The sequence below is a fragment of the Ruegeria sp. YTSC004 genome, from assembly GCF_059609805.1.
The window spans coordinates 532,225-545,011 of sequence record NZ_JBXWMJ010000002.1 but is presented as its reverse complement, the minus strand read 5'-3'; the positions used below and the strand labels follow the sequence as shown (position 1 = coordinate 545,011).

The window sequence follows — 12,787 nt, the reverse complement described above, 5'->3', positions numbered from 1 at the left end:
GAGTTTGATCTGGATCAAGATTAATTGTCGCGGGCAGGAGGGCGACCCGCGAAATTTTCACCAAATTCCTCATTCATCTGGGTATCAGCGCCTCGAATTCAAGGGGGCGGCTGGGAATTGCGTTCCCCGCTTGACCCGGGCCAGGGTGCGCCGCAGAACTGTCGGCAACGCGTTAATCGGAGAATTGAAATGACCGCTTATGATCCCGAGAATATTTTTGCCAAGATTTTGCGCGCAGAAATCCCTTCGAGCCGAGTATACGAAGATGACGATACGGTGGCTTTCATGGATATCATGCCGCGCGCGGACGGGCATCTGCTGGTGATCCCTAAAACCCCCTGCCGCAACATTCTGGATGCAACGCCTGCACAACTGGCTGCTGTGACCGCAACGGTCCAGAAAATGGCCAAGGCCGTCGTTGCAGCGTTCGATGCGGATGGGGTCACGGTCCAGCAATTCAACGAGGCCGCCGGAGGGCAGGAGGTGTTCCATCTGCATTTCCATATCCTGCCACGCCATGATGGTGTTGCCGTGCGGGCACCCGGAACGATGGGCGATTTCGACCTGATCGCGCAGCATGCCGAAAAGATCAAAGCCGCGCTGAGCTGACCGGCAAGCAGTTACTTCGAGTGCGCGTGTGGCCCCGCGCACTCACTGTGATCGCCAAATGCGTGAAGCACGGCGCAGACATGGTCGTGCTTGCCATCGCAGGCTTTGGAAATTCGGGTCAGTTCGGCCTCAAGGCTGCGCAGGCGGGAAATACGGTCCCGCAGGTCGGCCAGCTGTCTTTCGGCAATTTCATGCGCTTGGTTAAGGTCGCGGCCAGACGCGCCTTCCAGAGACAGCAAACCTACGACATCGGTCAGCGGTAAACCCAGATCGCGGCAATGGCGAATAAAAAGCAGCCGTTTCAATGCAGTGTCGTCGTACCGGCGCTGATTACCCGCTGTTCGGTCCGGACGCGGCAACAGCCCTTTGTCTTCATAAAACCGGATGGTCGGAACCTTGACCCCCGTATGACGCGACAGAAACCCAATTGAATACATCTTTTTTCCTCAGGGCTCTTGAACCTCTAGTTACTAGAGGAATTACATGCAATGTGCAGCCGTAACAAGGGACAAACATTTCAGATGGCACATAATCACTCTCATAAGGGGCACAGCCACGCGCACCATCACATAGACCCGGAAGCAGGGGACACGCGCGTTGCCTGGGCCATTGCCGTCAACATGTTCCTGACGCTGGCGCAGGTCATTGGGGGCATTTTTTCAGGGTCGCTGGCGTTGATCGCCGACGCCCTGCATAACTTCTCTGACGCTATTGCGCTGGTCATCGCGTTTTTTGCCCGCAAAATCGCCCGCCGACCTGCCGACCCACGCATGAGCTTCGGCTATGGCCGGGCCGAGGTCGTCGCAGCGCTGGTCAACTACACCACTCTGGTCGTGCTGTCGGTGTACTTGTTCTACGAAGGCGTGATGCGGTTTTTTGAGCCTGAGCCGGTTAACGGCTGGATGGTCGTCTGGATTGCGGCGCTGGCTTTGATTGTGGACCTTGTCACGGCTGCGCTAACTTACTCGATGGCCAAGGACAGCATGAACATCCGGGCGGCGTTTCTGCACAATGTTGCGGACGCCTTGGGATCGGTGGCTGTGATTATTGCCGGCACCGCGGTGATCCTGTTCAACTGGACTTGGGTAGACCCCGCCGTCACGGTCCTGATTTCGGTCTACATACTGTGGCATGTCAAAAGTGAAATTGGCGAAACGATCCGCGTTCTGATGATGGCAGCGCCCCCCGATCTGGACCCGGAAGAAGTTGCCTCGGCCATCGAGGACATACCCGGAGTGTCCGAGGTTCACCATATCCACTTGTGGAGCATGCAGGAGAGAGAGCCTGCGTTGACGGCCCATCTGGTCGTGGACGCGGCGGCCTGGGCTGATGCGGAAGGGGTGAGAGCCAGCGTCAGACATTCGCTCCGCGACCGATTTGCCATTGGTCACACCACGCTTGAGCTTGAGCAGATCGACCGCGCGTGTGTCGGGTCGTCACGTTTCGGGCATACAGAAGAGAATCCATAGAGTTGAATGTGAATTGCCGCTCCGATTTGGGGTCGGAACGGCAGACTCGTTAACTAATACCTTTCCGATTACTCGGGATGACCCAAGATCACCGGTTAACACACCACTCACTCTAAGAACGGTAAGTCTATACTACTCCCAAATACGCGGGATGTATCTATTTGAGTGAGCTTTTGGCTGATTTGCTCATTTTGCACTGCAAATATTGGGGAATTTCGGTCCAATGTGGAAACAGAGCTGCCAAAAATCGCGATATTGTTAACAGCACATGGACTCTGAACGATTCGCGGGTATCAATTCAGGCCCTATCGAGGTCAAAAACCTCTGAAAAAGTATTCCGCAGGGCCGTGTCCACGTCCACCAGGGTGACCGGCAACCCCAGATCGACAAGCGACGTAACCCCATGTTCGGTGATGCCGCAGGGGACAATACCTGAAAAATGCTCGAGGTCAGGTTCGACATTGATCGAGATGCCGTGGAAGCTGACCCATTTGCGCAGGCGCAATCCGATCGCCGCTACCTTATCCTCGGCAGGTTGGCCCGAAGCGGTCAGTGGTTTGTCGTTGCGCCGCACCCAAACACCGACGCGACCGTCACGGATTTCACCATGCACGTTGAACTCGGCCAGCGCTGCGATCACCCATTCTTCCAGTTGCTTGACGAAACGACGCACATCCTTGCCGCGTTTGTTCAGATCCAGCATCACATAGGCCACGCGCTGGCCGGGGCCGTGATAGGTGTATTCACCGCCGCGCTTGGCCTCAAAGACCGGAAAGCGATCCGGGTCGGTCAGGTCTTCGATCCGGGCTGAGGTGCCGGCCGTGTAAAGCGGCGGATGCTCCAGCAGCCACACACACTCATCCGCTTCTCCGGCCGCAATTGCGGCCACGCGCGCCTCCATGAAGGCGACGGCATCTTTGTAATCGGTCAGCCCGTCAGTGATCTTCCATTCCATAAATGCTCCTTACCGCCGGGGCAGGGCGAAGAAAAGAGGTCACGCAGCCTCGGTCAGGCACCGTTGCAGCAGGTCAGAATAGGTTTCGGCCCCTTGCGCACCGGTCACCAGGTACTTGCCCTCAAACACCATTGACGGGACACCTGAAACACCACGGCTGGTCCAGACCTGCTGCTTTTGGCGAACCGGCGCAATGTGATCGCCCGAAGTCAGAGCCGCATGGGCAGCGTCCCGGTCCAGACCCGCGACTTGGGCCGCATCAAGCAGGACCTCGGATTGGGATACGTCCTGTTGATTGGTAAAGTAAGCCTCGAACAGGGCCATTTTCAACGGATGCTGGCGGCCTTGCGTTTCGGCCCAGTCCAACAGTTGATGTGCTGCAAAAGTATTCACCATCTGGCTGTCGTCATTGAAGTTGAACGTGAAGCCAAGCTCGGCGCCGATCTGGGTTAGCCGATCGCGGGCCTGCTGGCTCTGCTCGACCGTCGAGCCATACTTCTCCATGATATGTTCGCGCAGGTTCTGGCCCTCTGGCGGCATATTGGGGTTCAGCTCAAAAGGATGCCATCTGAGATTAGCCAGCACGTTTTTTTCTTTCAAAGCCAGGTCCAGCTGGCGAAACCCCACGATGCACCAGGGGCACACAACGTCTGAGACGATATCAATCTGGACAATTGGGCGGGGATCTTGCGCGGTCATGGGCGGGCTCCGGGGAAGGGGGAAATATTCGCTGTCTGCAGTACAGATAAGGATGGCACTGCGGAATTCAAATCGACGTGTTTTTTGCCTCTTCACATCCTGTTCGCCACCGTCTATATGCCCCTCTACCAAGTCATTGGCAGTGCGGTCGTGGCGGAATTGGTAGACGCGCAGCGTTGAGGTCGCTGTGGGGTAACACCCGTGGAAGTTCGAGTCTTCTCGACCGCACCATATCTTGTAAGTTATTGAAAATAAAAACAATACCTTTCGGAGTGAAGCTCAAAAAAAATCACTGTAATTTCAACTGTTTCGTAGACCTTTACGCAATATTTTCGCATCGATTACGCATAAATTGAACGGCATCGTTTGCTTACGTACAGGCGGCAACCTGAGGTTGCCACAAGATCTGCCACTCAGAAGTTCATCGACGCCCAGCAACTTGCAAAGCATTAAATGGCGGGTGTTCAAGGGTTGGACCCCGACGATAGCTGGACCCGTCGGCTAGTGGGGGAAAGCCTAGAAGCCCGTGGAGAGGCCCGCGAAGTTGTAGCCGCTATCCTGAACCTTAATCGGGAACCCCCGAAGCCGATGTTGTTCGACATGCTGGATATTTAAGCGCAGGACAACGAGTGAATTAGTTCAAATAGAGAGTGCCGAATCGATGGGTAAGCTGAAAAACGTTAACAGTTTGGTGGCCATTGGCTTCTTTGTTTCCAGTTTCTATCATTTGGAACAGCGGAAACGAACAAAACACGAGAAATTCTCAGTGCTTGGATACTTCATACCTTAATATAATTCTTGTGATATCGCGGCCTGCAAGTAGAAGGCCTTTTTGCCGAAAGTTGTGAATCTACCGCATCTTAGGAAATGTACTTAGTAACGAGTTTGCTGTTCCGATCGCATGATCGGAACAGCATTTTCTTTTTGGGGTTGCATTGGCATTACGCAGACTCCCTCTTTTCACCACAGGCGGTTTCGAGTGTGCCACGAGGTCTTGTGATTTTAGGGTTAACTATACCACGGAAAATCCGCTCTGGAACCATGGGATTGCTTCGAAGTAGTACGGTGATGTACCATCGAAATTGCTCAGTAGGATTCCGCTAATGTTGCTTGGATTGCATGGCGCAGGGTAGTGAGGTCTGCTCGTCTCCGGCGGTACCTACTTCATGCCCGCATATGGCGGGAAGCATAATAAAAAACTCTGTGCCTTCACCAAGTTTGCTTCTGTAGTCTATTTCTCCTCCAAAATGCTCCACAATTTCCTTTGAAATGTGCATCCCGAGCCCTGTACCGCCTGCGTGACGTTCATCGGAAGAGTCAATCTGTGAAAAGCGATCGAAGACTTTGTCCTGGCACCCCTCGGGTATCCCTATGCCGTGGTCTTTGACGAAGAGGCGAATCTTCCCACGGACTTTTTCGCATCCGACGGTTATCTCGCCTCCATCAAGGGAAAATTTGGCTGCGTTGGAGATCATGTTGGCCAACACTTGAAGAAGGCGGGACGCATCACCTTTAACGAACAGATCTTTGTTTCCCCTTATGTCCTCCACAATTCCTACGTTGTGAGCACTGGTGTACCCGGTGTTAACGGAAATCGCTTCCTGAACCAGCGTATGTACATCAATAGTTCCTTCACGGTAGTTCATTTCACCGGCCTCCATTTTTTGGATGTCCAGCACATCATTGATAAGTGATGCTAGCCGTTCGCTGTTTTTGCACGCTAAGTGTATGAGGCTTTGCATTGAATCTGGAACTTCACCCAATGCGCCTGTGTTGATTAGGTCAAGCGACCCCTTGATCGATGTAAGAGGCGTACGCAGCTCATGGCTGACTGTCGATATGAACTGAGTCTTTGCAATGTAGGCCGCTTTTGTTCTTTCGTGCTCTGCTTTGAGCTTTTCGAGTTGCTCCAAATTCCTGCGGTAGAGCTTCAGAAACACCATCGAACAGTCGATCAGAAAATACATTACAAAGATAACGGTGAAGAAGTGCAACCAGAGTTCAGATGAAAGCTCGGGGCGTTCGATCCAGATATCCTTGACGACAATCAACATGAACGAAACGCCGTACATGGCCAAACGGACAATCATCGCCCACAGAAACTGATGGTTGTTCATTGCTGCAAACAACGCCGCAGCAAACAAGAAGAACATTGGCGTAAAGTGACCACCGGCGGGCTGTGCGAAAGCAACTGAAACTGCGTACAGGCAGATTGCGGCTGAGCTCAGGACCGTGTTCAACAGAATCCAAACAACCATCATACCTATTGCTTTGTGCTGGTCTGGCTTTAAGCGCGGTACGCGTTTGGCCAGCAATAAATCTTGCACTTCACAAATGAGGATCGTCCCATAGAACAACATGGCGTTAAAGGGATCGAAGAAGAACGCAGTCAAAATGGTCGTGGCCAGATAAATAGCCTGCCGCTGCCACAGAAGCGCAAAGCTCATGGCAGTATAATCTATGATGTTTTGCAGAAGCCGGTTTTCCGTTTCACCGGAATCCCGGTCCGGCAGATTGGCGTCGGTGGCTGTCATCCAAATGTCTTCGTTTTTCGCGCTTGGAAAGTACCAATACCGGCATAATGAGGACTTAGTTGGTCCAAATTGGGTTCACAGTTTGGCGCCAATCCTTTGAAGCCTACCGCGATTGTTGGGCGATTCACGCAAGTTTTTGGTATAGGAGGCCGCAAATTTTTTGCACAATTGCAGAGCAGGGTACCCAAAATCGAGGATCTCGTTGCTAAGTGGGAATTTTTTCACCTTAATGTGTCCGAAAGAAAGAATAATTCTAAAAGGGTTGGGGCTTGACTGCAGTTGAAAATACGAAGTTGAGGCAGGGTACTGTCGCTCCTGTTACCGCTAGGCTTGCGACAAAGCCGGTGACACTGCTTCAGTTTGCAAGGTCAGCTGGCCGCAACATGTTTGAAGTCATCCCGGCAGAAACTCTGCGTGAAACTTATGTTCGTGGACCTTTGAACATACACTATATCTGCGATCCTGAAATGGTAACCGAATTACTCGTCGGCCAGGGCCGTTCGTTTCCCAAAGCCAAGTTCACCAAAGACATTATTGGATCGGCTGTAGGCAACGGTTTAATACTCTCAGAAGGGGAAAAATGGCGTCAGCAGAGGCGAAGGTATTCTCCATTGTTCGCCGCCAGAAACCTCCCGGTTCTGGCTCGGCATTTTGCAGAGACTGGTGTCGAGATTGCAGACTCATTGGCGGATCACGAAGGCCCAGTGGATATTGCACAAATTGCGCCAGCATCAACATTGACGAATATTTCTAGAGTGATTTTTTCAGGTAATAAGGAAGTCAGTTCAGAGCAGGTACGAGTGGGGCTGATCAAGTATTTCGAGTACATTTCTGATCTGTCCCTTTTCGATTTAATGGGTTTGCCAAAGTGGTTGCCGCGGAAAAATTGGCTACGCAGCTTGGCCCCGGTTACTAATATGCGAGACCTCGCCAGACGGGTCATAGATCAGCGTCGGGCCGAAGGCCGTAGCGAGCCATTGGACTTCCTCGATTTCATGATTGAGGCCTTGAAAACCGATTTCGAAGATGAAGCGACAACTGTTGACAACCTTTTGACCTTTGTCGTCGCTGGTCATGAAACTTCCGCTAACGCATTGGCCTGGGGATACTATCTGCTGGCCTTGCACCAAGATATGCAAGCAAGGGTTAGACAAGAAATTCGATCTGTTCGCCCAGAAGGCCTATTGGAATTCTCGGACCTGGAGGCAATGCCACTCTTGCGCGCGCATGTTAAAGAGACGCTGCGGCTTTATCCCTCCGCCGCGTTTTTTGCCAGAGACGCAGCTGCGGACCTTGAAATTAAAGGGGTAAAGATTGAAAATGGCGATGCTTTGTTTTTCCCAGTTTACTCTTTGCACAGAAATGAAAAATTATGGGATGCTCCCAACGACTATCGGCCGGAACGGTTCCTGGGATCTACACTGCCTCGAGGTCAGTACATTCCGTTCGGAGATGGTCCCAGAATCTGCATTGGCGCTCAGTACGCTGAAACTGAGATCATGGTGCTTATGGCTTCAGTGCTCCGTAGAATAAATTTTTCGACTACTGAGTCAGAAATACCGGAACCAGTTTTGACGTTCACCATGCGTACCAGTGGCCCACTCATCCTCAATGCCGAACGGGTTCGCGACTAAAGTTAATATCTAAACCCTAGTGTTCGACTTCTGTTCGAGGTCGGCCTTTGCCAAAGACAAAGCTTGCTACCGGCGAGTGAGGTAAGTGTCATCGCCGTACATTTCACGCAGGACGGTATCAAACAATCTATTGTTGGCCATTTCTTTGCGATGCGGCGTGTGCTTTGAAATCGAGGGGCAGGTCGCAACAAGGCCCTTTCTGAGATTGGTCTCACGAAGATTCACCATTTTAACAGCGGTGTCCAAAGATGCGAATGCTCCAACCTTTGTAATTGAACGAAGCGACACCGGTGTACTCTTCACCACCTTAAGATGGACAGAGGCGCATCGGTTACTGAGAACGGTCCTTAGTTCCTGGTTTAGAAAAGCTTCGGTTGGAATATTCAGGGTGCGTTCCCGTCCATGTGTAATAACGAGAAAAACGCCACTCCCTCGATAGGAATAGATTCCTCCGGCGGCCTGTGTTGTCTTTTGAATGCAAAATCCAATGTCGGAAACAGCGCGCCGAAAATCTCCAAATTCCCTCAGATCAAAGTGGTACCCCGCATCGCGAAATTTGATTGCTGTAACCCAGGAGTCAAATCGGCGCCCCCGTGAAAGCTGCTCCACATAGTTGTCGAACTCGACATACCCCAAGCATTGTTCCTGCTCGTCGATAGACAGGGGGTCTTCAAAACTGAATTTCTGATTAAAATCCAGTTCACTACGAAGACTTTCTATCGACGCTGAAGAGGATTGTGTTTTCTTTCTCTCCATCATTAGAAGATGGGCGGCGTTCATACGGCTGCGCAATTCGAAGAAGTCGAAGGGCTTAGTTATGTAATCAAATGCGCCTTCTAAAAATGCCCTCTCGATGTTCTGCCTGTCATCTAGAGCAGTTAACATTATAACAGGTGTTTCCAGATTGTCCGGCAAGTTTCGGATTTGCGAAAGCAACTCTATCCCAGAGGTTCCGGGCATCTGAATGTCAACAAGCAGACAGTCGAATGGGGATTCCGCTGCTTCTATCTGCCGAAGCGCTTCATCAGCTGAACTGGCGGCAACCACTTTGCAGTTTTCGAGTTCAGGAAGTGCTGATTGGAGCAATTTCAGAATGTCAGGATCATCATCAACCGCCAGAACAGCAAGCGCGGTCTTTCTTTGTGCTCGAAGCTCCAACTTTTTTTGGAACCGATCACTTACGAATGTGGAATGTCTCATAACTGGTGAACCACCGATATCCTCATAACGGGTTAAACTTATGAGGCGAGTGGGTCGAAACAGCGGCAAAAATGGAGAAAATCGTCGTAGAAAGGGGTTTTTTCTTGACCTTTATTTGGCGCCAGCGGCTTCAACGACGAGTTGCCAGTTATTGTTGTGAACTACCGTCGCATTCTCTTAACATTTTTTTTTGGCAATGTGTTCGTGCCTAAGAGCAGTATAAGATCGCAAAACTACGGAATTGAACAACGGTTGGAAGTCCAAACATCAATTCTGGAAACCCCACTAACATGCAAAACAGCCGCGGTTTCCCAATAGTCTGAAAATCAATCATAGTTGCTAAGAAATCTGCGCCGAGCGTCCAAGAGTACAAAAGACGCTCTAGTGGCTGAGTGGTTCCATTTACTTATGGATGTTGAACAAAACTGACTGACTGACGGTGCCATCGATGGAAAACTTTGCGCCGACAGGCGAGGCATTGATGCCCAGTCGCCGTGACCACCGTGCCCAGACTGAGGGGACGATGCCCAGTATGCTGGTCGCACCACCTTCCATCGCGACAGTAGTCATCTGGTGAAACAACTCCTGTTGAACCAGCAGCCTGCGTGACGATGCAACATCCTTTGCCACGAAGAAACGGGATGCTTCCCAAACAGAGTGCTTTACCGGGGCGTCCATAAATAAAACGTCAGATGGTATTCCTTTAAGGATACCTCTTTGCGCGTCGCGCAGCATATAACTATATACGCCGCATTCTGCGGTCGTGGGTAGAAGTCGCACACCGCCTAAAACTTCACCGAATTCATGCAACACAATCCATCGACAGGCTGGCGTGTCGTATTGGTCGAATTCCATCCCGTCAGCTTCACCAACTTGCCACTTTAACTGGTCAATGAAAATTGACTTTCTGGTTTCAAGGTATTTTGCCAGCAGGGTGCCATACTCGTAAATATTGCGAAAATTAAGTGTAGTCGCGCGAATATTGCCAATGTCACCACGTGACGTTGGCGGACTGCTTTTGACAGCAAAAATTTCTAGTCGCGCCAAAGCACTTGGTGCGCCTGAAGTCCCGTTAGCAGGTGTTAGTTTCGGAAACCCCTCCGAGAGCGGGTATGTCTGCTTATACCTGAGTGGTCTGTCCATATTTTACTCATATTTTTGACACACTTATGGCAAGATTCAGTTCAGCAAGTCCACAACCCTATGCGGTAGTTGTCCGAATAGATGGATAGGTGTGTCTAAATCTCCTCCCTCCCTTTGGTTGAGTTTACTGACTGACCAAAAACTTTAGATAGTTCTTGGCTGTTATTTTCTCCCGCAGGCTTCATTTATTTCTTCGCGTCTGGCAACACTTTGAAAAAAGACAGCTTCTTTTGCGTATTCTTTTCGAATCCACGATGGATCAGGCGCCGTCTCGCTCTCCGATAATGTTTCGAGGCAGCCGTGACGGCTGATAGGAGTAAAATCAAAATGGCATCAAGAATTTGAGGGATTTACTTTTCAATATGCGCACTTGCGCGGAAAATATTGTTCAAATTAAAAAAAATGCACAGACATAAGGAAGCCCGCCTTATGTCACCGTTTTGCCGCCTTCGTAAGAGAGGATGAAGAAACCCTGAGTGTTTTATGCGCCGGCCAAACGTTGCCTTAAGTCTGCAATGCCTAACGTTTGGTGAGGTGCAAAAGGTTGGTGAAAAGTTATGCGTATACTTGCTGTAGATGACGATCCGAGTATCCTGGAGTTGCTAGATAGAGTTCTGGACGCGTTCGGTTATAAAGATGTCGTCACCGCCAGAAGTGGGCGGGAGGCCATTGAAATACTGTCGAGACCTAACGAAGCGTTTGACTGCTTGCTACTGGATGTGCAGATGCCGCAAATGAACGGCATTACTCTTTGCGAAGAAGTGCGAAAACTACCAGAACACACGTACACGCCCATTATCATGGTGACCGCCATGGTGCAAAAAGAGTACATCGACGAGGCATTCGGAGTTGGGGCCACAGACTACGTTACAAAGCCTTTTGAGTTCTCTGATCTGAAGCAGAGGTTGTCCGACGCGTATAGGATGGCAGCGGAACGCAGAGCCGCAATCGAGGTGCTCGAAGCTGAAGCGGATTTTGAGTTGTGTTTTGACAATAGTCCGGACGTTCGCTTAAGTGATCCACAATGTTTCGGAGAATTGCCCGGATTCATTGGGTTAGCTGAATTTGAGAACTACGTAATTCAGCTTTCAACTATGCACTCCATGGCTGCAAAACTTGTGGCGGTTAAATGCACAGGCGCTGAACAAATCTATAAGACGAGCACGGTCAGTGAATTCCGTAGTGCCATGACTTTAGCTGGCACAGCAGTTCTGTCAGCTAATCAGGAAGGGCGTAAAGTGGCGACCTATTGGGGGAATGGCGTGTTCTTGGTGATCTACGACAATCAAATTGACTTGAGAGTGGACCAGTTGGGTGCTCCGCTTCCGGAAGCATTGAAAGATATTTCCGGTGATGCCACTTCAGGCCGGCCAATTGGCTTCCAGGTGAGCGAAGAAGTTATGCTAAAAGCCAAAACCAAGATGGAGGCGTTGTTCTTGATAGACAAGGCCGTCGAAATGGCTGAAATGTCGGAGGGTCGAGCGGCGAATATCGGTTGAAAAACTGCACACATGGATGGTGATTATGACCAGATACTGGTGGAAAGAGCACGTTAAAACGCCCTAAGTTTTTTGGGGGGGGAAGTAAAGCTACGCGCTCATTCATAGGGCGGTCAAACTGTGTGCATTTGCCCTACTTTGTTCGATCCTAGCGCCCATCCGGCGGCAACAATTCGGAGAAAGAACCCGTCAGCCTTTTCTCGGGGTCCGACTTGATGCGAGATCTGGTATCCCCGCCTTTCTTTCATTCCCTGAATAGTAAACTCTTATCTTTCTATGGCTTCACACCCAAGATGCGCTCATTTGTTTCTGCGCCTTGCTCTGTAAACCCAAGCGAAGTGGGTTGGGCCGCTGACGGCAATTCCTCCAATTTGGTCCTTCGGTTTGCCGCGTGACCATTACCAATATTTGGGGCTTCCTCAGGTTCTCAAATAATCCCAAGAGTTCTGCGGAATTTTCGAACTCTCCAACTTCTTGGCACAGTTTTGTATGAGGGTTCAGTTTTGAGTGCAGCAGTTAAGGTATTGAAAAATATGAAATTAGTAAACGGCATTGGTATAGTAATTGCCCTGTTAATCGGGTCAGTATTTTTGGCTGTCGTATCGCCTGAGTTAGGTTTCGTCACGGGCTTATTGCTGTTGCTTGTGCCGGGGTTTGCGCTGATCAAGCCGCTGCCTAAGCTCAAGCTGGGCCATAGAGGTTTTAGCTTCGCTGTATTGTCCTTCGTGGGGATGCCAGCCACGTTCAGGTCACTTAGCATGGTAAACAAACAAGAGGAAGTTGAACCAGCGTTACTTAAACAAGACAACCCAGAGGCATACCTTCCCTCGCTAAAAGACAAGGACCAAGAACTCTGGATTTCCGAAATGGCGGATATCGGCCCGGAACGGTATACTGCCGAATTAGTTCGAATTGATAAAGAGTAGGAACTTCGCCATGCGGAGGCAGCGGCACGGTGTGAAGCAGAAAACCCTCTGCATGCGCAAAGCGTGTGCCATAACTATCTGGACGAAAAAACCTGAGCCGATTGACAGCCTCCACAACA

General features: G+C 50.7%; 12 protein-coding genes and 1 tRNA gene. 7 read left to right on the top strand and 6 right to left on the bottom strand.

Annotation, left to right across the window (positions count from 1 at the left end):
- Positions 1–189: 189 nt before the first annotated feature.
- Complete coding sequence (locus AC2FFP_RS06365) at positions 190–609, top strand: HIT family protein (RefSeq protein WP_496732967.1); 420 nt, start codon at positions 190–192, stop codon at positions 607–609.
- Between the two features lie 11 nt (positions 610–620).
- Here the strand turns inward: AC2FFP_RS06365 and AC2FFP_RS06360 are convergent, their stop codons facing one another.
- Positions 621–1,046 carry a MerR family transcriptional regulator gene (locus AC2FFP_RS06360; RefSeq protein WP_496738757.1) on the bottom strand — a complete coding sequence of 142 codons (426 nt, stop codon included), beginning with the start codon at positions 1,044–1,046 and terminating at the stop codon, positions 621–623.
- Between the two features lie 84 nt (positions 1,047–1,130).
- Here AC2FFP_RS06360 and AC2FFP_RS06355 point away from each other — a divergent pair, with 84 nt between their 5' ends.
- The gene (locus AC2FFP_RS06355) at positions 1,131–2,078 is read left to right on the top strand and encodes a cation diffusion facilitator family transporter (protein ID WP_496766792.1); all 948 of its coding nucleotides are present in this window, start codon (positions 1,131–1,133) and stop codon (positions 2,076–2,078) included.
- A gap of 298 nt (positions 2,079–2,376) precedes the next feature.
- Here AC2FFP_RS06355 and lipB read toward each other — a convergent pair whose 3' ends face one another.
- Entirely contained in the window at positions 2,377–3,033 is a 657-nt protein-coding gene (gene lipB / locus AC2FFP_RS06350; protein ID WP_496843995.1) for a lipoyl(octanoyl) transferase LipB, read from the bottom strand.
- 39 nt (positions 3,034–3,072) lie between these two features.
- A complete protein-coding gene (locus AC2FFP_RS06345; protein WP_496843994.1) occupies positions 3,073–3,732 on the bottom strand; it encodes a DsbA family oxidoreductase in 660 nt (219 codons plus the stop codon).
- Between the two features lie 144 nt (positions 3,733–3,876).
- Between AC2FFP_RS06345 and AC2FFP_RS06340 the strand changes: the two genes are divergently transcribed.
- Positions 3,877–3,963, top strand: a tRNA-Leu gene (locus AC2FFP_RS06340).
- Between the two features lie 222 nt (positions 3,964–4,185).
- On the top strand, positions 4,186–4,347 hold the full coding sequence (locus AC2FFP_RS06335) for a hypothetical protein (protein ID WP_496722233.1): 162 nt from the start codon (positions 4,186–4,188) through the stop codon (positions 4,345–4,347).
- Between the two features lie 485 nt (positions 4,348–4,832).
- Here AC2FFP_RS06335 and AC2FFP_RS06330 read toward each other — a convergent pair whose 3' ends face one another.
- Entirely contained in the window at positions 4,833–6,266 is a 1,434-nt protein-coding gene (locus tag AC2FFP_RS06330) for a sensor histidine kinase (RefSeq protein WP_496843992.1), read from the bottom strand.
- A gap of 344 nt (positions 6,267–6,610) precedes the next feature.
- On the opposite strand from AC2FFP_RS06330, the gene AC2FFP_RS06325 reads away from it, so the two are divergent.
- On the top strand, positions 6,611–7,900 hold the full coding sequence (locus AC2FFP_RS06325; protein WP_496880825.1) for a cytochrome P450: 1,290 nt from the start codon (positions 6,611–6,613) through the stop codon (positions 7,898–7,900).
- Positions 7,901–7,966: 66 nt separating this feature from the next.
- On the opposite strand, the gene AC2FFP_RS06320 is transcribed toward AC2FFP_RS06325, so the two are convergent.
- On the bottom strand, positions 7,967–9,100 hold the full coding sequence (locus AC2FFP_RS06320) for a response regulator (protein WP_496880824.1): 1,134 nt from the start codon (positions 9,098–9,100) through the stop codon (positions 7,967–7,969).
- 402 nt (positions 9,101–9,502) lie between these two features.
- Positions 9,503–10,243 carry an acyl-homoserine-lactone synthase gene (locus AC2FFP_RS06315; protein WP_496738750.1) on the bottom strand — a complete coding sequence of 247 codons (741 nt, stop codon included), beginning with the start codon at positions 10,241–10,243 and terminating at the stop codon, positions 9,503–9,505.
- Positions 10,244–10,800: 557 nt separating this feature from the next.
- Here AC2FFP_RS06315 and AC2FFP_RS06310 point away from each other — a divergent pair.
- Entirely contained in the window at positions 10,801–11,742 is a 942-nt protein-coding gene (locus AC2FFP_RS06310; RefSeq protein WP_496722243.1) for a response regulator, read from the top strand.
- 503 nt (positions 11,743–12,245) lie between these two features.
- Positions 12,246–12,668 (top strand): hypothetical protein, encoded by a 423-nt coding sequence (locus AC2FFP_RS06305; protein WP_496738749.1) that lies wholly within the window; start codon positions 12,246–12,248, stop codon positions 12,666–12,668.
- Positions 12,669–12,787: the final 119 nt, after the last annotated feature.